Annotated in this window: 20 protein-coding genes and 2 pseudogenes; 12 read left to right on the top strand and 10 right to left on the bottom strand. The window is 70.5% G+C overall.

The window, feature by feature from the left end; genetic code table 11:
• Window positions 1–43: 43 nt before the first annotated feature.
• Window positions 44–547 carry a GNAT family N-acetyltransferase gene (locus V8690_RS15000; RefSeq protein ID WP_338779190.1) on the top strand — a complete coding sequence of 168 codons (504 nt, stop codon included), beginning with the start codon at window positions 44–46 and terminating at the stop codon, window positions 545–547.
• Window positions 548–758: 211 nt separating this feature from the next.
• Here V8690_RS15000 and rbsD read toward each other — a convergent pair whose 3' ends face one another.
• From rbsD to V8690_RS14975, 5 genes and pseudogenes are all read right to left on the bottom strand, one after another.
• Complete coding sequence (gene rbsD, locus V8690_RS14995) at window positions 759–1148, bottom strand: D-ribose pyranase (RefSeq protein WP_338779189.1); 390 nt, start codon at window positions 1146–1148, stop codon at window positions 759–761.
• Entirely contained in the window at window positions 1145–2047 is a 903-nt protein-coding gene (locus V8690_RS14990; protein ID WP_338779187.1) for a ribokinase, read from the bottom strand. The genes rbsD and V8690_RS14990 overlap by 4 nt, the downstream gene beginning before the upstream one ends.
• A 74-nt stretch (window positions 2048–2121) precedes the next feature.
• Window positions 2122–4072: pseudogene (locus V8690_RS14985) on the bottom strand (substrate-binding domain-containing protein).
• Complete coding sequence (locus V8690_RS14980; RefSeq protein WP_338785359.1) at window positions 4062–5576, bottom strand: sugar ABC transporter ATP-binding protein; 1515 nt, start codon at window positions 5574–5576, stop codon at window positions 4062–4064. The pseudogene V8690_RS14985 and the gene V8690_RS14980 overlap by 11 nt, the downstream one beginning before the upstream one ends.
• Window positions 5473–6633, bottom strand: a complete 1161-nt coding sequence (locus V8690_RS14975) for a LacI family DNA-binding transcriptional regulator (protein ID WP_338779186.1) — start codon at window positions 6631–6633, stop codon at window positions 5473–5475. Before V8690_RS14975 ends, V8690_RS14980 begins: the two co-directional genes overlap by 104 nt.
• A 225-nt stretch (window positions 6634–6858) precedes the next feature.
• Here V8690_RS14975 and V8690_RS14970 point away from each other — a divergent pair, with 225 nt between their 5' ends.
• The 3 genes from V8690_RS14970 to V8690_RS14960 all read left to right on the top strand — a co-directional run bounded on the left by V8690_RS14970 (window position 6859) and on the right by V8690_RS14960 (window position 8069).
• Window positions 6859–7047, top strand: a complete 189-nt coding sequence (locus V8690_RS14970; RefSeq protein ID WP_338779185.1) for a hypothetical protein — start codon at window positions 6859–6861, stop codon at window positions 7045–7047.
• Window positions 7048–7061: 14 nt separating this feature from the next.
• On the top strand, window positions 7062–7223 hold the full coding sequence (locus V8690_RS14965) for a hypothetical protein (RefSeq protein ID WP_338779183.1): 162 nt from the start codon (window positions 7062–7064) through the stop codon (window positions 7221–7223).
• A 198-nt stretch (window positions 7224–7421) separates the two neighbouring features.
• Window positions 7422–8069, top strand: coding sequence for a dihydrofolate reductase family protein (locus V8690_RS14960; protein WP_338779181.1), 648 nt, complete (start codon window positions 7422–7424; stop codon window positions 8067–8069).
• Window positions 8070–8075: 6 nt separating this feature from the next.
• Here the strand turns inward: V8690_RS14960 and V8690_RS14955 are convergent, their stop codons facing one another.
• Window positions 8076–8864: an MBL fold metallo-hydrolase gene (locus tag V8690_RS14955; protein WP_338779180.1), complete on the bottom strand. Its 789-nt coding sequence runs from the start codon at window positions 8862–8864 to the stop codon at window positions 8076–8078.
• 86 nt (window positions 8865–8950) lie between these two features.
• On the opposite strand from V8690_RS14955, the gene V8690_RS14950 reads away from it, so the two are divergent.
• The 4 genes from V8690_RS14950 (at window position 8951) to V8690_RS14935 (ending at window position 11292) form a co-directional block, all read left to right on the top strand.
• Window positions 8951–9544 (top strand): CGNR zinc finger domain-containing protein, encoded by a 594-nt coding sequence (locus tag V8690_RS14950; RefSeq protein WP_338779179.1) that lies wholly within the window; start codon window positions 8951–8953, stop codon window positions 9542–9544.
• Between the two features lie 28 nt (window positions 9545–9572).
• Window positions 9573–9833 carry a hypothetical protein gene (locus tag V8690_RS14945; protein ID WP_338779178.1) on the top strand — a complete coding sequence of 87 codons (261 nt, stop codon included), beginning with the start codon at window positions 9573–9575 and terminating at the stop codon, window positions 9831–9833.
• Window positions 9834–10180: 347 nt separating this feature from the next.
• Window positions 10181–10393, top strand: a complete 213-nt coding sequence (locus V8690_RS14940; protein ID WP_319189267.1) for a DUF4287 domain-containing protein — start codon at window positions 10181–10183, stop codon at window positions 10391–10393.
• 116 nt (window positions 10394–10509) lie between these two features.
• Window positions 10510–11292, top strand: coding sequence for a phosphotransferase (locus tag V8690_RS14935; protein ID WP_338779174.1), 783 nt, complete (start codon window positions 10510–10512; stop codon window positions 11290–11292).
• 166 nt (window positions 11293–11458) lie between these two features.
• On the opposite strand, the gene V8690_RS14930 is transcribed toward V8690_RS14935, so the two are convergent.
• Window positions 11459–11728 (bottom strand): hypothetical protein, encoded by a 270-nt coding sequence (locus tag V8690_RS14930; protein ID WP_338779173.1) that lies wholly within the window; start codon window positions 11726–11728, stop codon window positions 11459–11461.
• A 174-nt stretch (window positions 11729–11902) separates the two neighbouring features.
• Between V8690_RS14930 and V8690_RS14925 the strand changes: the two are divergent.
• The 4 genes and pseudogenes from V8690_RS14925 to V8690_RS14910 form a co-directional block, all read left to right on the top strand.
• Window positions 11903–12010, top strand: a pseudogene (locus V8690_RS14925) (transcriptional regulator); the annotation flags it as partial.
• Window positions 11997–12203 carry a DUF397 domain-containing protein gene (locus tag V8690_RS14920; protein ID WP_338779171.1) on the top strand — a complete coding sequence of 69 codons (207 nt, stop codon included), beginning with the start codon at window positions 11997–11999 and terminating at the stop codon, window positions 12201–12203. The pseudogene V8690_RS14925 and the gene V8690_RS14920, both read left to right, overlap by 14 nt.
• Window positions 12204–12232: 29 nt before the next feature.
• Window positions 12233–14512, top strand: a complete 2280-nt coding sequence (locus V8690_RS14915; protein ID WP_338779169.1) for an ATP-dependent RecD-like DNA helicase — start codon at window positions 12233–12235, stop codon at window positions 14510–14512.
• Between the two features lie 178 nt (window positions 14513–14690).
• On the top strand, window positions 14691–15980 hold the full coding sequence (locus V8690_RS14910; RefSeq protein WP_338779168.1) for a citrate synthase: 1290 nt from the start codon (window positions 14691–14693) through the stop codon (window positions 15978–15980).
• Window positions 15981–16601: 621 nt separating this feature from the next.
• Here the strand turns inward: V8690_RS14910 and V8690_RS14905 are convergent.
• From V8690_RS14905 to V8690_RS14895, 3 genes are all read right to left on the bottom strand, one after another.
• Window positions 16602–18842, bottom strand: a complete 2241-nt coding sequence (locus V8690_RS14905) for a heavy metal translocating P-type ATPase (RefSeq protein ID WP_338779166.1) — start codon at window positions 18840–18842, stop codon at window positions 16602–16604.
• Between the two features lie 136 nt (window positions 18843–18978).
• On the bottom strand, window positions 18979–19218 hold the full coding sequence (locus V8690_RS14900) for a heavy-metal-associated domain-containing protein (protein ID WP_338779164.1): 240 nt from the start codon (window positions 19216–19218) through the stop codon (window positions 18979–18981).
• 69 nt (window positions 19219–19287) lie between these two features.
• Complete coding sequence (locus V8690_RS14895; protein ID WP_338779162.1) at window positions 19288–19962, bottom strand: TetR/AcrR family transcriptional regulator; 675 nt, start codon at window positions 19960–19962, stop codon at window positions 19288–19290.
• Between the last annotated feature and the right edge of the window lie 3 nt (window positions 19963–19965).

The raw sequence follows: 19965 nt of genomic DNA, 5'->3' as shown, positions 1-19965 counted from the left end.
ACGGATTGCAGCGCGGCCGCCCGCGTCGCTAGCGTCGCCGCCCATGCCCCCAACCCTGCGCACCACCCGCCTGCTCCTCGACGCCTACACCCCGGGCGACGAAGAGGACTTCGTCGCCCTGTTCCAGGACACCAGGGTCTCCCGTTGGATGGGTGACGGCCCCGCTGCCGAGGCGGACGACCGGGCCCTGTTCGGGCGGATCTTCACCAAGGTCTATGCCCAGGGTCTGTTCGACGTGTGGGCGGTCCGGCGCGGCGGGCGACTGATCGGGCACGCGGAGATCAAGCGGACGGACGCGGTCGACGGTCACGAGATCGTCTACGCCCTGGCACCGGAGGCCTGGGGCAGCGGGCTCGGGACGGAGCTGGCGGAGGCGCTCGTGGGCTACGGCTTCGACGTGCTCGGGCTGACCGAGGTGCACGCCACCGTCGCCGCGCGGAACGAGGCATCGCTGCGCCTGCTCGGACGGATCGGGTTCGCGCACGTCCGGGACGTCGAGGAGGACGACGGCGGCCTCACCCGGGTGCTGACGCGGTCGGCGCGGTGATCTCTCAGGGCTCCGACAAGATTCCGGCAAGGGTCCGGCAAGAAATTCTCACCTGACCGTGCAACCCTTTCCGTCCTCCGCGGGTCGTACATGGCGTCAGGACTTTCTGGGGGGAGATCTGGGGGGATCGCGGGGGTTCTGACGGGAGGGGAAAGCCGAGGGGGCCCGGTCGACGGACCGGGCCCCCTCGAAGCATCTGCGTGACCGGCGGTCAGAAGAAGACGCCGCACCTCAGCAGCACGTTCGCGTACGGCCGTGCCTCGCCCGTGCGGACCACCAGCCGGGCCCCGGCCGACAGCTCCTTGAGCCGCTCGTGCGGCACCAGGTCCAGCGACGGGAAGTGCCCGTCCAGGAGGTCCGAAGCCTCCTGGTTCGCTTCCCGAACCTCCTCCGCGGCCGTCGCCCCCTCGACCACCAGCTCGGCCAGCAGCCCCTCCAGCACCTCGGAGAACGTCGGCACCCCGGCCCGGAAGGCGAGGTCCACCACCCGGGGGCCGTCGGGAATGGGCATGCCCGCGTCGCACACCAGCACCCCGTCCCCGTGGCCCAGCTCGGCCAGCGCACCGGCGAGGTGACGGTTCAGTATTCCGTTCCGCTTCACAGCTCAGCGACCTCCGCCGCCGTCGGGAAGGACGCCTGCGCACCCTCCTTCGTCACGGTCAGCGCCCCGACCCGCGCCGCGTACGCGGCCGCCTCCGCGAGGGACTCACCGGCCCCCAGCCGGAAGGCCAGCGCGGCGGTGAACGCGTCACCCGCGCCGGTCGTGTCGACGGCGCTCACCTTCACGGACGGAACCCGGGAGACACCCTCCGCGGAAGCGACCAGCGCGCCCTCCGCGCCCAGCGTCACCACCACCGACCGCGGGCCCTTCGCGAGCAGGATCCGCGCCCAGTCCTCCGGGCCGTCCCCCACGGCGGCCGAGCCCAGGATCACCTTCGCCTCGTGCTCGTTGACGATCAGCGGGTCGCACGCCGCCAGCACCTCCTGCGGAAGGGGCCGCGGCGGCGAGGGGTTCAGCACGAAACGGCTCTCCGGCGCCAGGTTCCGTACGACCTCCACCACGGTCTCCAGCGGGATCTCCAGCTGCGCCGAGACCACCCGGGAGGCGTGGAAGAGGCTCCCGGCGGCGCTGACGTCCTCCGGGGCCAGCCGGCCGTTCGCGCCCGGCGAGACCACGATGCTGTTGTCTCCGGACGGGTCGACCGTGATCAGCGCGACCCCGGTCGGCGCGCCGCCCACCAGGACACCCACCGTGTCCACGCCGGACTCCCGCTGTGAGTCCAGCAGCAGGCGTCCGTACGCGTCGTCGCCGACCCGGGCCAGCAGAGCCGTACGGGCGCCGAGCCGGGCGGCCGCGACCGCCTGGTTCGCGCCCTTGCCGCCCGGGTGGACGGCCAGGTCGGAGCCGAGTACGGTCTCGCCGGCACCGGGCCGGCGCTCGACGCCGATCACGAGGTCGGCGTTGGCCGACCCCACGACCAGGAGGTCGTAGTCGTACATGAGTTGTCTCCCCACGTGAGTGACATGGCGGGCGGCCCCACCGGTCCTGGGTGCTCGCCCGCCGTTCCCCGATGTCAGCCGCTGAAGCCGGCCACGTTCTCCTTCGTGACCACCTTCACCGGCACCTTCACCGTCTCCTCGACCTTCTTGCCCTGGAGTGCCTTCAGTGCGTTGTCCACGGCGATCCTCCCGAGCTGGGACGGCTGCTGCGCCACGGACGCGTACAGCGTGCCGCCCTCGACCGCCTTCAGTCCGTCAGGCGTGCCGTCGAAGCCGACCACGGAGACCGACGTGCCAGGCCTTGGAGCCCAGCGCCTTGATCGCGCCGAGCGCCATCTCGTCGTTCGCGGCGATGACGCCCTGGACGTCCGGGTGGGCCTGGAGCAGGTTCGACATCACGTCGAGGCCCTTGGTGCGGTCGAAGTCCGCGGGCTGCTGGGCCACGACCTGGATGCCCGGGTAGGCCTTGAGACCGTTGGCGAAGCCCTGGGCGCGCTCACGGGCGGCGGACGTGCCGGCCTGGCCCTGGAGGATCACGATCTTGCCCTTGCCGCCCAGCTTGTCGGCGATGGTCTGGGCGGCGAGTTCACCGCCGGTGACGTTGTCGGAGGCGACGAGGGTGTCCGTCTTGGCGTTGTTGACGCCGCGGTCGACGGCGATGACCGGGATCTTCGCCTTGTCGGCGGCCTTCACCGAGTTGCTCGCCGCGTCCGAGTCGACCGGGTTGACGATGATCGCGCCGAGCCCGGAACTGGTGAAGTTCTGGAGCTGGTTGGCCTGCTGGGAGGCGTCGTTCTGCGCGTCCGTGACGGTCAGGTCCACACCCAGCTTCTTCGCCTCGGCCTGGGCGCCCGCCCGGATCTGCACGAAGAAGGGGTTGTTGAGGGTGGACAGCGACAGGCCCATCTTCGGGGTGCTCGCGGCGGAGGAGCCGCCATGCAGGAAGGACGTGGCGCCGACGATCGCGACGGTGACGACGGCCGCCAGCGCGTACGTCACCGCCTGCTTGCCCTTGTCGCCGCCGGTGCCGGCCCCGACCGGGGTCGCCCCGGCCTTGCGGCGCGCGGTGTCGAGCAGCACGGCCAGCGCGATGACGACGCCGATGACGACCTGCTGCCAGAACGCCGACACGTTCAGCAGGTTCAGCCCGTTGCGGAGCACGGCCAGGATCAGGGCGCCGATCAGCGTGCCGGACGCCTTGCCCGTACCGCCCGCGAGGGAGGCGCCGCCGATGACGACCGCGGCGATCGCGTCCAGCTCGTAGCCGTCGGCGGCCTGCGGCTGCGCGGAGGACAGCCGGGCGGCGAGCACGACGCCCGCGGCGGCGGCGAAGACGCCCGAGAAGGCGTAGATCGCGAGCTTCTGCTTCTTCACGCGCAGGCCGGACAGCCGCGCGGCCTCCTCGTTGCCGCCGATCGCGTACATGGAGCGGCCGATGTACGTCCGGCCGAGCACGAAGGCGGCGATCAGGCCCATCACGACCATGACGAGCACCGGCACCGGCAGCCAGCCGCCGAGCGTGTCACCGAGGTGGGAGACCGAGTCGGGGAAGGCGATCGGCGAGCCCTCGGAGATGACGAGGGACAGACCGCGGGCCACGGACAGCATCGCCAGCGTCGCGATGAACGGCGGCAGCTTGCCGTAGGAGATCAGGATGCCGTTGACCAGGCCGCACGCGATACCGGTCGCTATGGCCAGCAGGACGGCGAGGAACACCGGGACGCCCGCCGACGTGGCGCTCCACGCGAGGACCGTGGCCGAGAGCGCGGCGACCGAGCCGACCGACAGGTCGATGCCCGCCGAGACGATGACGAAGGTGACGCCGAAGGCGAGGATGGCGGTGACGGCCGCCTGCACGCCGACGTTGAGGAGGTTGTCGGTCGTCAGGAAGTCGCCGGACAGCGCCGACATCGCGACGACGAGGACGATGAGCGCGGTGAGCGCGCCGTTGTCGAGCAGGAGACGGCGCAGGCCGCCCGAGGCGCCACCCGCGCCCGTCGTTCTCCTGAGCGTGTCAGTGGCCACGGGAGGCCTCCGTTCCGGTCGTGATCGTGGTCGTCGGAGTGCTGACGGCGAGTGCCATCACGGCGTCCTGGGTCGCCTCGTCGGCGGAGAGTTCGCCGGCGATCCGGCCCTGGGCCATCACCAGCACCCGGTCGCTCATGCCGAGCACCTCGGGCAGATCGCTGGAGATCATCAGGACGGCCGCGCCGGCGGCGGTGAGTTCGTTGACGAGCTGGTAGATCTCGACCTTGGCGCCGACGTCGATACCGCGCGTCGGCTCGTCGAGGATCAGCACCTTGGTGTCGGCGAGCAGCCACTTGCCGATGACGACCTTCTGCTGGTTGCCGCCGGAGAGGGTGCGCACATGCTGGCCGAGGCCCGCCATCCGCACCCCGAGCTGCCCCGCGATCCGCTCGGCGGCCTCGCGCTGCCCCTTGAGGTCGACGAGCCCCGCCCGGGTGGCCGACCGCAGCGTCACCAGCCCGAGGTTCTCCTCGACCGACGCGTCCAGCACCAGGCCCTGGCCCTTGCGGTCCTCGGGGATGAGCCCGATACCCGCGGCCATCGCCGCGTTGACGTCGTACTTGGGCACGCCGGCCCCGGCGACCCTCACGGCCCCCTTGTCGTACGGGTCCGCCCCGAACACGGCCCGTACCACCTCCGTACGGCCGGCGCCGACCAGCCCCGCGATGCCGACGACCTCACCGGCGTGCACCTCGAAGCTGACGTCGTGGAAGACGCCGTCGCGGGTGAGCCCTTCGACGGACAGCAACGCGGCGCCGCGATCGGCCCGTTCGCGCGGATACTGCTGCTCGATCGACCGCCCCACCATGAGCCGTACCAGCTCGTCCTCGGGCGCGGAGGCGGGCACCTGCCCGACGCTCCTGCCGTCCCGGATGACCGTCACCCGGTCACCGAGGGCGGCGATCTCCTCCAGATGATGCGTGATGAAGACGATCCCGACGCCGTCCTCGCGCAGCGTGCGCACGATTCCGAAGAGCTTCTCGACCTCCTCGGAGGTGAGCACGGCGGTCGGCTCGTCCATGATGAGCACGCGCGCGTCGAGGCTCAGCGCCTTGGCGATCTCGACCATCTGGAGGCGCGCGATGCCCAGTTCGCGTACACGCGCGCGGGGCGACACCTTCACGCCCACACGCGCGAGGAGCACCTCGGCGTCGGCCTCCGTCCGCTTCCGGTCGATCATCCCGAACCGGCGCGGCTGCCGCCCCAGGAAGATGTTCTCGGCGACCGTCAGATCCGGTACGAGGTTGAACTCCTGGTAGATGGTGGCGATCCCGAGCCGCTCGGAGTCCTGCGCACCGCTGATGCGCACCTCCTCACCGCCGACCAGGATCCGCCCGGCGTCGGGCGTGTAGGCGCCGGAGAGCATCTTGATGAGGGTGCTCTTGCCCGCGCCGTTCTCACCGAGCAGCACGTGCACCTCGCCCCGGCGCAGGGCGAAGTCCACGCCGTCCAGCGCGACCACACCCGGGAAGGTCTTCCGTATGCCCTCGATGCGCAGCAACTCGTCCGCGTTGCTCACGTCGTACTCCTTTGTACGGGGGACCGCACAGCGGGGGACTGTGCGGGGCCGGCTCGCCGCACGAACGGCGTACGACGAGACGGGCGGGGAGGGTGACGGACTCGCCGGGCCGCCCCTCGATCCGGTCGACCAGCGCGCGCACGGCTGCGCGTCCCAGCTCGCCCGTGGGCTGGGCGATCGCGGTGACCGGCGGATCGGTGTGCACGAACCACGGGATGTCGTCGAACGCGGCCAGCGCCATGTCGTCCGGTACGCGCAGTCCGCGCGCGCGTACGGCGTCCAGCGCGCCGAGCGCCATCAGGTTGTCGGCCGCGAACACGACCTCGGGCGGCTCGGCCAGGTCGAGGAAGCCCTCGGTGACCCGCCGGCCGCTCTCGGCCTGGAAGTCGCCCTGCCCTATGTAGGCGTCGGGCAGGGCGAGGCCGTGGGCGCCCAGGGCCTCCCTGAAGACCTCCACGCGCTCCCGGCCGGTCGTGGTCGCCGCCGGGCCCGCGATGATCGCGAGCCGCCGGTGCCCGAGCCCGTGCAGATGCGCCACGAGATCCCGTACGGCCGCCCGCCCGTCCGCCCGGACCACCGGCACGTCCACGCCCGGGATCCACCGGTCCACGAACACCATGGGCGTCCCCGCCCGCGCGGCGTCCAGCATCAGCGGCGAGCCGCCGTCCGTCGGGGAGACGAGCAGTCCGTCGATCCGCCGGTCCAGCAGGTTGCGTACGTGGTGGTCCTGGAGGTCGGGCCGCTCGTCGGCGTTGCCGATGATGACGCTGTAGCCGAGCGCGCGGGCCTCCTCCTCGACGGAGCGGGCCAGTTCGGTGAAGTACGGGTTCATCACGTCGCTGATGACCAGGCCGAGGGTGTGGGTCTGGTCGGTGCGCAGGGAGCGGGCGACGGCGTTCGGGCGGTAGCCCAGGGACTCGACGGCGGCCAGCACGCGCGTGCGTGCGTCGGCGCTGACCGACGGGTGGTCGTTCAGGACGCGCGAGACCGTGGCGACGGAGACGCCCGCCTCGGCAGCGACGTCCTTGATGCTGGCCACCGCCGCTCCACCTCCTTGTGGATCAGTCGTGGGAGCACTTGCGTAAGCGCTCGTGGAATCGATTACATCGACGGGTGGATGGAATCGATTACACGCCGGTAAATCAAGACCCCGAGGGCACCTCTTGACCGGATCGTGATGTCGCGGGGCGCGGCCTGGCGGTCCAGGCTGGAAGGAAGGGGTCCGTTGTCGCGAGGCCCGGGCCGGGCCGGAGCGGGAGGAATGATGACGGCGGCGACTCGGATCGACGTACCCGTCGCGCTCGAGGGCAACGGCGTGGAACTGTGCCTCATGCCGATCGGCGGCGGCCTGTCGGTGGGCTACCCCAGCCTGCCCCAGGGCCCGGACACGGCCCGCCCCTCAAGGGCCTGGCCGACGACGCGTGCCAGTGCCCTCACTGGGGCTATCCGCTGAAGGGCCGCATCAGGATGCGCACGGCCTCCGGCGAGGAGGAGTACGAGGCGGGACAGGCCTGCTACTGGGGCCCGGGCCGCGTCCCGGTCGCCCTGGAGGACAGCGAGTTCGTGGAGTTCTCGCCGAGCGAGGGGTTCCAGCAGGTGATCGAGCACGTGGCCGCGCAGGCCGGGTGAGCGGGGGACCGACGGGCGGGTGAGCCGGGATCCGGGGATGCCGACGGGCGGGTGAGCCCGGGGGCCGACGGGGGAGGTGGGCTGGAATCCCGGGGTGCGGGCGGGCCGGGAAACCGGGGGAACCGCCCGGGGCGCCGATGAGTTTCGGTGGCCCGGGCGGTCCATCCCACGTCGACCGACCACCACAGGAGGAGTGCCGTGCCCCACCAGCTACTGCGAGTGCAGAACTTCAACGTCTCGAGTGACGGATTCGGCGCCGGCGAGCACCAGAGCCTGGAGCGCCCGTTCGGCCACGCCGATCCGGGGCAGATGTTCGCCTGGGCCGGTGCCACGGCGAGCTGGCCCAACCGCACCGACCCCGGCGGGAGCCGCGGTCTCGACGACTACCTCACACGCGACTTCGCGAACAACATCGGCGCCGAGATCATGGGCCGCAACAAGTTCGGTCCCCAGCGCGGCCCCTGGCAGGACTACGAGTGGAAGGGCTGGTGGGGTGACGAGCCCCCGTTCCACACGCCGGTGTTCGTCATGACCCACCACGAGCGCCCTTCGTTCACTCTCTCCGACACGACGTTCCACTTCGTCGGCGGCGACCCGGCCGCGGTCCTCGAACAGGCCCGGGAGGCGGCACAGGGCAAGGACGTCCGGCTCGGCGGCGGGGCCATGACCATCCGGGAGTTCCTCGACGCCGACCTGGTCGACACGCTGCACGTGGCGGTCTCGCCGGTGAGACTCGGATCCGGTTCGCGGCTCTGGGAGTCCCCCGAGGAGTTGTTCGACCGGTTCCACTGCGATGTCGTGCCGAGCCCGAGCGGGGTGACGCATCACTTGTTCTGGCGGAAATGAGGCAGGTCAGTCGCGTCCGCCCCAGTCCAGACGGTCGGCCAGTCCGGCGGCGGCGAAGGCGGCTGCCAACTCCTCGCGGCCCTCGGTGAAGTGGGCCCAGCTGTCGTAGTGGACGGGGACCACGCGGCGGGCGCCGAGGATCCGCGCGGCCTCGGCGGCCATGGCGCTGTCCAGGACGATCACCTTTCCGTCGAAGACTTCGGCGAAGCGCGGCGCGCCGGCGAACAGGATGGCGGTGTCCACCGGGGCGAAGCGCTCGGCGATCTCCTTCACCGCGTCGAGTGAGGCGTTGTCGCCGCTGACGTAGACGGTGGGCAGACCCTCGCCGGTCAGGACGAAGCCGACGACCTGGCCGGTGATCGGCTCGACCTCCTCGCGGGGGCCGGGGCCGTGGATGGCGGGGACGCCCGTGACGGTGACCGTGCCTCCGTCGGGGCGGTCGAGCTCGACGGACTGCCAGTCGGCCAGGCCCGTGGCCCTCTCGCCGAGGCGCTGTCCTCCCCCGGGGGTGGTGAGGGTGAGCGGGACGTCGGCGAGCAGCGCCCGCCCGGAGGTGTCGAGGTTGTCGGCGTGCTCGTCGTGCGAGAGGAGCACCACGTCGAGGGGGCCGAGCTCGGCGGGTGCGCAGGCAGCCGGGGAGGTCTTGGTCAGGATCACGGCGGGCGCCGGGAAGTCGCCGGGGGCGTCGAAGGTCGGGTCGGTCAGGAAGCGCAGGCCGCCGTACTCGAAGAGGGCGGTCGGGCCGCCGAAGACGCGGACGGGGAAGGGCGCGGTCGTCGCAGGAAGGGCAGACATGAAGAACCTCACGGATAGATGCGTTCGAACCGTGAGACGACCGTAACTGCTTCTCACGGATACAGGCAAGCCGTACCATGAGAAGCATGGAGGAGTCCGTGACCGAAAACCCCGCCCCGCCGCCCGCACAGGGCGAGGAGGAGCACCCCTCCCTAGCCCTCGCCAACAGCGCGATCGCACTGCCCGGCGGGCACACGGTCGATCTCCTGGGCACCCCCGCGCAGGCGAACCACTGGCTGACACAGCGCGGCCTGGCCCCGGTCGACGCCGGCATGCGGGAGATGTGCGCGACTCAACTGCGCTCGCTCCGCGAACAGATCAGGTCGCTGTTCGCCGCCCGCGCCGAGGGCCTGCCCGCCCTCCCCGCGGCAGTCACGGCCATCAACGACGCGATGACCCGGGTCCCCACCGCCCCGCTGCTGGGGTGGGACGACAAGACCGGCCCCTACCGCACCGCCCCCCACCCCACCACCGCGATCGTCGACCTCGCGCTGGCCACCCTCGCCGCCGACGCCGCCGACCTGCTCACCTCCCCCGACGCCGAACGCCTCACCGCCTGCGGCTCCCCGCCCTGCAACCGCTACCTCCTCCGCCACGGCCGCCGCCAGTGGTGCTCCACCCGCTGCGGCGACCGCGCCCGCGCGGCCCGCGCGTACGCCCGCCGCAGCGGCTCGCGATGACCTCTCCCGGGTGTGGCACGGTTCGACTATGACCAGCGACTACGACCGTCTTCGCAACGGCATCGAGTTCATGACCGCCTACGTCTCCGGCAACGACCTGCTGACGGCCTACGTGGCAGAGCGACGGCGCGAGGACCCTATGGCGACCGAGGCCCTCATGGACGGGGCGGCGGCCCTCTGTGCCCTCCTGCTGCGCAAGATGGCCCGCGATACCGGGAAGACCGAGCACGGGCTGCTACAGGAACTGGCCCGCGGCACCCACCGGCACGAGCAGCGGTCCGAAGAGTGACTCTCATCCTCGGTCGCAGTCATAGTGACCGGACACCGCCCGCGGTGCGGGCCGGCAGGCCGAGCACCGTCAGGGCGGCGAGGCCGTGCAGTGGGGCGTGCGTCCTGCTTGAGCGTCCCACTCGACCGCAGGGTGCGCCGGGTTCGGCATCCAGCGATCCGTGAGCAGCGCCGCGTTCGTACGAATCGGCGGCTCTCCCCGACGCCGTTCAGCGGGCACTGACGAAGCAACATCGGTGAGAGGAGGTGTGACGCAGCACACCTTCATCGACCGATGACTCCGTCCGTGCCCCTCGGTCATACCAGTGACAACACCGAAGCAACCAACGGACAGACAGGACGGCTGACATGACCGCCACCGTGAAGGGCCCTGCCAGTTACTTCCCTTCCATCGAGAAGAAGTACGGTCGCCCGATTGCGGAGTGGAAGGACCTGATCCGCTCCTCGCCTCTGACCAAGCACATGGAGCTCGTGAACTGGCTCAAGGCCGAGCACGGGCTGGGCCACGGTCACGCCAATGCCCTCGTCGCGCACACGCTCGCCGAGCGGTCCGGCAACTGAGCTGCCACGCAGGGGAGCGCATGGGGTGGTCCGAGCGCACTCTCGTCAACGACGGGACAAGCCCTGCTCGCCGTAATCGAGGTGATCGGCAAGGGCTGGTCGGCCAGACTGCCACTGTGCAGCACGATGAAGAGCAGCCATTGTCCGGCGGGAACGTCAGCGCCGGCGTCGTCCGCATCGGTGACACCGTCCGCCGCCCGGCGGGACCGTGGACTCCAGCAGTGCACGCACTGCTCACCCATCTCCACGATGTGGGCTTCCGGGCGGCTCCTCGCCCCCTGGGCATCGACGAGCAGGGGAGGGAGGTACTGACCTTTGTGACAGGTGAGGTGATCTGGCCCGACCGATTCGCGCTGCTGGAAGCCTCGCAGCGGTTGGCTCATGTGGCCCGTCTGATCAGGGACTTCCACGACGCCGTGGAGGGCTTCACGCCACCGCCCGACGCCCGCTGGCAGGTACTCATCCCTGCCGAGGGAGCTGACATCATCGCCCATCACGACCTGGCCCCGTGGAACCTCGTGGCCGACGGAATGGACTCATGGGCCTTCATCGACTGGGACACCGCTGGCCCCGGCACCCGCCTGTGGGATGTCGCTTACGCGATGCACGGCTTCATCCCACTGTCCGCGCACCCCCACTGGCAACGTGCCGACGCTGACCATCGCCTGCGGATCTTCGCCGACGCTTACGGGCTCGAGGAGACCGAGCGGCGTGACCTGGTGCCCCTGCTGGGCCGCCGAACCCGTGCCATGCACGACTTCCTGCGCCACCAAGCGGCCGAAGGCAACCAGCCATGGGCGACGCTCTGGGCAGAAGGCCACGGCGACGCCTGGCGAAGCGACGCCGAATACATCGAACAGCGCGAAGAACAGTGGGCACGTGCCTTGCTCGCTGGATGAGCTTGACCCGAAGTGCCCTCGGCCCAACCATACGAAGGACGCGGGCGTCTTTCGGGGCCCTGTAGTCCCTCACGGCTCGGTTGAACACCGTAAGGGAGTTGCTGCGGCTGTCCCAGACGCGACGTCTCATGCCCTTGGTGCCGCCCACGGCGTAGGAGGGCTTGCGCTATGGGCGAGCCCGGGCCCCTCTGCTCTCCGCGACCCGCTTGACGTCCCGCAGGGACTCGGCGAGCCGCAGGGCCAGATAGTGCAGCTCCGCGCTCGTCACGCGGCGTTCCGCGAGGAGTGCGGCGGCGTGGCCGAGGAGGTCGCCCGCCATGCTGAGTTGTACGTCCGCGATCTCGTCGGCGAGGCGCGAGACGTAGCCCGTCCCCTCGCCCACGAGGTAGCACGGCCTCCCATCGACAGTCGTCCAAGGCAGCAGTTGCCCGGCCATCACGGGCTCACCTTCGCCGCCGGGTAGGGGCGGACGAGCCGGTTGTCCTCTCCGCGCAACGGACGTTCCTCCGCGCGAGGGAACACCGCGCCGCTGACGCCGTCGCGGCAGTACGGGCACGGGGGGGGGGTGCCGGGGACCGCCGTCGCCGTCCGCGTGGAGGGAACAGGACGCGCATGCCAGACCGCCTACTCTCTCGCTCTGAGCGACGCGTTGTCGCAGCGGGAGTCACTGGCCCTCGTCAGGGCGGCAGCGGAGGAACACACGCATGGGCACCACTGAAAGCAGCATCACCGGCTGGTACAAGTCCAGCTACAGCGGCGGCGATCAAGGAGAGTGCCTCGAAGTCGCCCGCAACAACCCCGACGTACCCGTCCGCGACAGCAGGACCACCACCGGCCCCACCCTGGTCTTCTCCGCCCACGGCTGGACGGCATTCGTGACGGCCGTCAAGGAAGGTCACATAGAGGCCTGAGTGTCGTACCCCGGCGGTACCGTCGGATCATGCCCAACCACACGGGAACCCCCGCCGACGAACGGCGGCTCGCCGTGCTCGAAGGCGTTCTCGAGCGGATCACGTACGCCAACGAGGAGAACGGCTACACGGTCGCCCGGGTCGACACCGGCAGAGGCGGCGGCGATCTGCTCACGGTCGTGGGCGCGCTGCTCGGCGCCCAGGTCGGGGAATCCCTGCGCATGGAGGGCCGCTGGGGCTCGCATCCCCAGTACGGCAAGCAGTTCCACGTGGAGAACTACACGACCGTCCTGCCGGCCACCGTCCAGGGCATCCGCCGTTACCTCGGCTCCGGCCTGGTCAAGGGCATCGGCCCGGTATTCGCCGACCGGATCACGCAGCATTTCGGCCTGGACACCCTGCAGATCATCGAGGAGGAGCCCAAGCGGCTCATCGAGGTCCCGGGCCTCGGGCCCAAGCGGACGAAGAAGATCGCCGACGCCTGGGAGGAACAGAAGGCCATCAAGGAGGTCATGCTCTTCCTCCAGACCGTCGAGGTGTCCACGTCCATCGCCGTGCGGATCTACAAGAAGTACGGCGACGCGTCCATCTCCGTCGTGAAGAACCAGCCCTACCGCCTCGCCGCCGACGTCTGGGGCATCGGCTTCCTCACCGCCGACAAGATCGCCCAGTCCGTCGGCATCCCGCACGACAGCCCGGAGCGCGTCAAGGCGGGCCTCCAGTACGCGCTGTCGCAGGCCACCGACCAGGGCAACTGCTACCTCCCGGAGGAGCGGCTGATCGCGGACGCGGTGAAGCTGCTCCAGGTCGACACCGGGCTCGTCATCGAGTGCCTCGCGGAGCTGGCCGAGGTCCCCGAGGACGGCGGCGACCCCGGGGTCGTACGGGAGAAGGTGCCTGGCCCCGACGGCGGCTCGGAGCCGGTCACCGCCGTCTACCTCGTCCCCTTCCACCGCGCCGAACTCTCCCTCTCCGCTCAGCTGCTGCGCCTTCTGCGCACCGAGGAGGACCGGATGCCGGGCTTCCGGGCGGTGGCCTGGGACAAGGCGCTCGGCTGGCTGAGAACACGCACCGGCGCCGACCTCGCCCCGGAGCAGGAGGCCGCCGTCAAGCTGGCGCTGACCGAGAAGGTCGCCGTCCTCACCGGCGGCCCCGGCTGCGGCAAGTCCTTCACGGTCCGCTCCATCGTGGAGCTGGCCCGCGCCAAGAAGGCCAAGGTCGTGCTCGCCGCTCCGACCGGCCGGGCCGCCAAGCGCCTGTCCGAGCTCACCGGCGCCGAGGCCTCCACGGTCCACCGCCTGCTGGAGCTGAAGCCCGGCGGCGACGCGGCCTACGACCGGGACCGCCCGCTGGACGCCGACCTGGTGGTGGTCGACGAGGCGTCCATGCTGGACCTGCTCCTCGCCAACAAGCTCGTCAAGGCCGTGCCGCCGGGGGCCCACCTCCTCTTCGTCGGGGATGTGGACCAGCTGCCGAGCGTCGGCGCGGGGGAGGTGCTGCGCGACCTCCTGGCCGGTGGGAGCCCGATCCCCGCCGTCCGCCTCACCCGGGTCTTCCGGCAGGCCCAGCAGTCCGGCGTTGTGACGAACGCGCACCGGATCAACGCCGGCCAACACCCGCTCACCGACGGCATGAAGGACTTCTTCCTCTTCGTCGAGGACGACACGGAGGCCGCCGGCAGGCTCACGGTCGATGTGGCGGCCCACCGGATTCCGGCCAAGTTCGGGCTCGACCCGCGCCGGGACGTGCAGGTCCTCGCCCCCATGCACCGGGGCCCGGCGGGCGCGGGCACTCTCAACGGCCTGCTCCAGCAGGCCGTCACCCCGGGCCGCCCCGATCTGCCCGAGAAGAGATTCGGCGGACGGGTGTTCCGTGTCGGCGACAAGGTCACCCAGATTCGCAACAATTACGAGAAGGGCAAGAACGGTGTCTTCAACGGCACCGTCGGTGTGGTCACCTCACTCGACCCGGTCGACCAGCGTCTGACGGTGCTGACGGACGAGGACGAGGAGGTCCCGTACGAGTTCGACGAGCTCGACGAGCTGGCTCACGCCTACGCCGTGACGATCCACCGTTCCCAGGGCAGCGAGTACCCGGCGGTCGTCATCCCGGTCACCACGGGCGCCTGGATGATGCTCCAGCGGAACCTTCTCTACACGGCGGTCACGCGGGCCAAACAGCTGGTCGTCCTCGTCGGTTCGCGCAGGGCGATCGGCCAGGCGGTGCGCACGGTGTCGGCGGGCCGGAGGTGCACGGCACTCGACTTCCGGCTCGGTTCCACGAAAAATGATCGATCAAATGAGTCGTGAAGGTCACAAGCCACTTCCAGAAGGGGAACACAGGGGGCAGGATGAGGAAGTTGGCGGCACTCAGTGCCGTCAATAGGCCCGATGGTCGACCCCGAGTGCACTCTCCTGAGCCGAGTGGGGGATGGTAGAGACAGTCAGGGCACCTCGAAGATGAGGCACAACGTCGGTGAGGGAAGACGTGAGCGACAACTCTGTAGTACTGCGGTACGACGGCAACGAGTACACCTACCCGGTGATCGACAGCACCGTCGGTGACAAGGGCTTCGACATCGGCAAGCTCCGCGCCCAGACCGGTCTGGTGACGCTGGACAGCGGTTACGGCAACACCGCCGCCTACAAATCCGCCATTACCTACCTGGACGGCGAAGCGGGCATCCTGCGGTACCGCGGCTACCCGATCGAGCAGTTGGCCGAGCGCTCCACGTTCCTGGACGTCGCCTACCTGCTGATCAACGGCGAGCTGCCGACCGTCGACGAGCTCTCGACGTTCAAGAACGACATCACGCAGCACACCCTGCTGCACGAGGACGTCAAGAACTTCTACAAGGGCTTCCCGCGCGACGCCCACCCGATGGCCATGCTGTCCTCGGTCGTCTCGGCGCTGTCCACGTTCTACCAGGACAGCCACAACCCGTTCGACGAGCGCCAGCGCAATCTCTCCACGATCCGTCTGCTCGCCAAGCTCCCGACGATCGCGGCGTACGCGTACAAGAAGTCGATCGGTCACCCGTTCGTCTACCCGCGCAACGACCTCGGCTACGTCGAGAACTTCCTCCGCATGACCTTCTCGGTCCCCGCGCAGGAGTACGAGCTCGACCCGACCGTGGTCTCCGCGCTGGACAAGCTGCTGATCCTGCACGCGGACCACGAGCAGAACTGCTCGACGTCCACGGTCCGCCTGGTCGGCTCCTCGCAGGCGAACATGTTCGCCTCGATCTCCGCCGGCATCAACGCGCTGTGGGGCCCGCTGCACGGCGGCGCCAACCAGTCCGTGCTGGAGATGCTGGAGGGCATCCGCGACTCCGGCGGTGACGTCGACAACTTCATCCGCAAGGTGAAGAACAAGGAGGACGGCGTCCGCCTGATGGGCTTCGGCCACCGGGTCTACAAGAACTTCGACCCGCGCGCCAAGATCATCAAGGCCGCCGCGCACGACGTGCTGTCCGCTCTCGGCAAGTCCGACGAGCTGCTGGACATCGCGCTGAAGCTGGAGGAGCACGCGCTCTCCGACGACTACTTCGTCTCGCGCAGCCTCTACCCGAACGTCGACTTCTACACGGGCCTGATCTACCGGGCCATGGGCTTCCCGACCGAGATGTTCACGGTCCTGTTCGCCCTCGGCCGGCTGCCGGGCTGGATCGCCCAGTGGCACGAGATGATCAAGGAGCCGGGCTCCCGCATCGGCCGCCCGCGCCAGATCTACACGGGCGTCGTCGAGCGCGACTTCGTGCCCGTCGAGGAGCGCTGAGGCGTAGTACCACTCGGCCCCCGTATCCGCTCCGGCGCGGTTACGGGGGCTCTTGCGTACGTGCGGAGCGAGAAGGTCCGAGAGGCGGAAAGCAGAAAAGAAGGCGCCCTGCCGCCGGTCCCCCCACGGGCCGACGACCAGGGCGCCTTCCCAGTCCCGGTACGGATTCCCCCACGGGATCCGGCCGGGCGTCTGTGAGGACAGCGCCTGAATCGCTGTTGAGCACAACGAGCAAATCTCGCCGTACTGCGGGTGTGTGCGGTCTGCCGGGACAGCGCACGACCGGGAGGGCCGCTCAAAGCTTCCCGGTGTACGTGCCCCGGCAACGCATCTCTGGAGAAGTCCCCCAAGACATCTCCAGATGCCAGGTGGCGCCCCCCAAGACGCTCCCTGACATCGTCAACTTAGACCTTCGAACCCCTTCGATGGTTACGTTCACATCACTGTGATCTGCGTCTCTTGCGTATGTCCATAAGGTACGCAAGAGCCCGGATATAGCTCCCGGGGCTCAAGCGTAAGGATGGTGCGCGAGCCTTGTGAAGAGCTTATGTGAGCCGGGCCCGGGACTCCAGAGGGGCTCATATCACGTTCGCCGTGAACTTAGGGCGAATTCGGGGGACTTCACCGGAATGTCCGTAGTCGGAGACTGTTCGTGACGACGAAGACCGAGGAGAAGGCCATCGCGGCCCCGGCGATCATCGGGTTCAGCAGTCCCGCGGCGGCCAGCGGCAGCGCGGCCACGTTGTAGCCGAAGGCCCAGACGAGGTTGCCCTTGATCGTGGCCAGCGTCCGGCGGGACAGCCGGATCGCGTCCGCGGCCGCCCGCAGGTCGCCGCGGACCAGCGTCAGATCGCCCGCCTCGATCGCCGCGTCCGTGCCGGTGCCCATGGCCAGGCCCAGGTCGGCGGTGGCGAGCGCGGCCGCGTCGTTGACGCCGTCGCCCACCATCGCGACGACCCGTCCCTCGGCCTGCAACCGCCGTACGGCGTCGACCTTGTCCTCGGGCAGGACCTCCGCGATCACCTGGTCGATCCCGACGGCCTCGGCCACCGCTTCGGCCACCGCCCGGTTGTCCCCGGTCAGCAGTACCGGCGTGAGCCCCAGCGCGCGCAGCTCGCGCACCGCCTCGGCGCTGGTCTCCTTCACGGCGTCCGCCACGGCCAGGACGGCCCGCGCCGTCCCGCCCCAGCCGGCCAGGACGGCCGTACGACCGGCCCGCTCGGCCTCGTCCCGCGCGCGGGCCAGCTCCGGCGGTACGTCGTCGAAGAGCCGCCCCACGGCGACCTCACGGCCCTCCACGCGCCCCCGTGCGCCCCGCCCGGGGACGTTCTGGAAGCCCTCGACGTCCGGGAGCTGTCCGGCCCTCTCCTCGGCGCCCAGCGCGATCGCACGGGCCACGGGGTGCTCGGAGGCGTGCTCGACGGCGCCCGCCAGCAGCAGCACCTCCTTCTCGTCGGCGCCCTCGGCGACGTGGACCTCCTGGAGGGTCATCCGGCCCGTGGTGACCGTGCCGGTCTTGTCCAGGACGACCGTGTCGATCCGGCGCGTGGACTCCAGGACCTCCGGGCCCTTGATGAGGATGCCGAGCTGGGCGCCGCGGCCCGTGCCGACCATCAGCGCGGTCGGGGTGGCCAGGCCCAGCGCGCACGGGCAGGCGATGATCAGGACCGCGACGGCGGCGGTGAACGCGGCGACGCCGTCGCCGGTCAGACCGAGCCACGCCCCGGCCGTCGCGGCGGCGATCAGCAGCACCACCGGCACGAAGATCCCGGAGATCCGGTCGGCGAGCCTCTGCACCTCGGCCTTGCCGTTCTGCGCGTCCTCCACCAGCTTCGCCATCCGCGCGAGCCGGGTGTCGGCGCCGATCCGGGTGGCCTCGACGACGAGCCGCCCGCCCGCGTTGACCGTCGCACCGGTGACCGTGTCCCCGGCCGTGACGTCCACCGGTACCGACTCGCCGGTCAGCATCGAGGCGTCCACCGCGGAGGTGCCCTCGACCACGGTGCCGTCGGTGGCGATCTTCTCGCCGGGCCGTACGACGAACCGGTCGCCGACGGCCAGCCGCTGCGCCGGGATCCGCACCTCGCGCCCGTCCCGCAGTACGGCGACGTCCTTCGCGCCCAGTTCCATGAGCGCGCGCAGGGCCGCCCCCGCACGGCGCTTGGAGCGGGCCTCCAGGTAGCGGCCCAGCAGGATGAAGGCCGTGACGCCGGAGGCGACCTCCAGGTAGATCGAGGAGGCGCCGTCGCCGCGCGAGACCGTGAACTCGAAGGGGTGCCGCATGCCGGGCATGCCCGCGTCGCCGAGGAACAGGGCCCACAGGGACCAGCCGAACGCGGCCAGCGTGCCGAGGGAGACCAGCGTGTCCATGGTGGCGGCGGCGTGCCGGGCGTTCGTCCAGGCCGCCCGGTGGAACGGCAGCCCGCCCCAGACGACGACCGGTGCGGCGAGGGTGAGCGAGAGCCACTGCCAGTTGTCGAACTGGAGCGCCGGGACCATAGCCAGCAGGACGACGGGCACGGCGAGGGCGGCGGAGACGACGAGGCGCCGGCGGAGGGCCGACAGATCCGGATCCTCCTCCTCGGCGGCGGGCGTCTCCTCCTGCGGGGGCGCGGGCTCCTCGGCGGTGTACCCGGTCTTCACCACGGTCGCGATCAGGTCGGCGACCTCTGTGCCCGCGGGGTAGGTGACCCGGGCCTTCTCCGTCGCGTAGTTCACCGTGGCGGTGACGCCGTCCATGCGGTTGAGCTTCTTCTCCACGCGGGCCGCGCAGGAGGCGCAGGTCATCCCGCCGATGAGCAGCTCGGCCTCGGAGAGCGCCGGCTCGCGGTCGGTCGGCGCCGTGGCGGTGGTGCTGGTCATGTCCGTACTCCAGGTGATGCGGGGCGCCCGGGAGGCGGAGCGGGCCGTACGAGCCGGGGCGGCGGCGTACGGCCCGTACGTCGGTACGAGTGCCAGGACCGGCGTGTCTCAGGCGCTTCGATCCGGTCGTTCGGGCTCAGGCTTTCCCGGCCAGCTCGAAACCGGCCTCGTCGACGGCGGCGCGTACGGCCTCGTCGTCGAGCGGGGTGGCGGAGACGACGGTGACCTCGCCGGCCGAGGCGACGGCCGTCACCGAACGTACGCCGGAGATCTGGGAGATCTCGCCGGAGACGGCACCCTCGCAGTGTCCGCAGCTCATGCCGCTCACCTTGTAGACAGTGGTGACGGAGCCCGTGGTGTCGGTCTGGGCGGTCATGTCGTTACTCCTCGTCGAGGCATGTGGGGCCATGGGGACCCGTGGGGTCCGCACACCCCAACTGTACCCCTAGGGGGTATTAGTTTCGACATCCCTGACGAGCGGTCGCAGGTAGCGCAGGAGGGCGTCCTTCAGCTCCTGGACGTATGCCTCGCGTTCGGCGCCCTCGTGGGCCAGCACCAGCTCCAGGCCCGCCTTGTAGATGCCGACGCACATCTGGGCGGTGCGGGTGACCGCCGGTGCGGGGATGTCGGGCGCGAACGGGGCGAGGATCGTCTCGACCCGGGTGACCAGCGTGCGGTGCAGCGCGTCGTGCTCCTCGGCTATGCGTCCCGGGATGTCGGGGCCGTGCATCAGCGCGAAGAAGGCCGGGTGGCGGCAGTTGAACTCGACGAAGCGGTCGACGGTCTCGGCGATGACCTCCTCGATCGGGGTCGCCGCGTGGGAGATCGGGGCGAGGACCTCGTCGTAGGACTGCCGCATCTCGTGCATCAGCCGGCTGCCCAGCTCGATCGCGATCGCTTCCTTGTTCGGGAAGAACTGGTACAGCGTCCCCGGTGAGACGCCCGCCTCGCGGGCGATGGCGTTGGTGCTGGCGGCCGTGTAGCCGGTCGTGGAGAAGACGGTGGCGGCGGCGTCGAGGAGCTGGGTGATCCGGCGCTCGCCGCGGGCCTGGCGGCGGCGCGGCCGGTCCTCGGCCGCCGCCGTCGTCTCTGTTCCGGGTTTCTCGGTCTTCTCGGGCACGGG

This window comes from Streptomyces sp. DG1A-41, assembly GCF_037055355.1.
Taxonomy (GTDB): domain Bacteria; phylum Actinomycetota; class Actinomycetes; order Streptomycetales; family Streptomycetaceae; genus Streptomyces.
Note: the sequence above shows the minus strand (reverse complement) of the source record. Positions and strands in the feature narration are given on the sequence as shown.

Bases quoted from the DNA above. Each gene is read 5' to 3' on its own strand.
- V8690_RS15000 (WP_338779190.1), top strand. From the start codon at position 44: ATGCCCCCAACCCTGCGCACCACCCGCCTGCTCCTCGACGCCTACACC.
- V8690_RS14990 (WP_338779187.1), bottom strand. From the start codon at position 2,047: ATGTACGACTACGACCTCCTGGTCGTGGGGTCGGCCAACGCCGACCTC.
- V8690_RS14970 (WP_338779185.1), top strand. From the start codon at position 6,859: ATGACGGCGGCGACTCGGATCGACGTACCCGTCGCGCTCGAGGGCAAC.
- V8690_RS14965 (WP_338779183.1), top strand. From the start codon at position 7,062: ATGCGCACGGCCTCCGGCGAGGAGGAGTACGAGGCGGGACAGGCCTGC.
- V8690_RS14955 (WP_338779180.1), bottom strand. From the start codon at position 8,864: ATGTCTGCCCTTCCTGCGACGACCGCGCCCTTCCCCGTCCGCGTCTTC.
- V8690_RS14950 (WP_338779179.1), top strand. From the start codon at position 8,951: ATGGAGGAGTCCGTGACCGAAAACCCCGCCCCGCCGCCCGCACAGGGC.
- V8690_RS14945 (WP_338779178.1), top strand. From the start codon at position 9,573: ATGACCAGCGACTACGACCGTCTTCGCAACGGCATCGAGTTCATGACC.
- V8690_RS14940 (WP_319189267.1), top strand. From the start codon at position 10,181: ATGACCGCCACCGTGAAGGGCCCTGCCAGTTACTTCCCTTCCATCGAG.
- V8690_RS14930 (WP_338779173.1), bottom strand. From the start codon at position 11,728: ATGGCCGGGCAACTGCTGCCTTGGACGACTGTCGATGGGAGGCCGTGC.
- V8690_RS14920 (WP_338779171.1), top strand. From the start codon at position 11,997: ATGGGCACCACTGAAAGCAGCATCACCGGCTGGTACAAGTCCAGCTAC.
- V8690_RS14915 (WP_338779169.1), top strand. From the start codon at position 12,233: ATGCCCAACCACACGGGAACCCCCGCCGACGAACGGCGGCTCGCCGTG.
- V8690_RS14905 (WP_338779166.1), bottom strand. From the start codon at position 18,842: ATGACCAGCACCACCGCCACGGCGCCGACCGACCGCGAGCCGGCGCTC.
- V8690_RS14900 (WP_338779164.1), bottom strand. From the start codon at position 19,218: ATGACCGCCCAGACCGACACCACGGGCTCCGTCACCACTGTCTACAAG.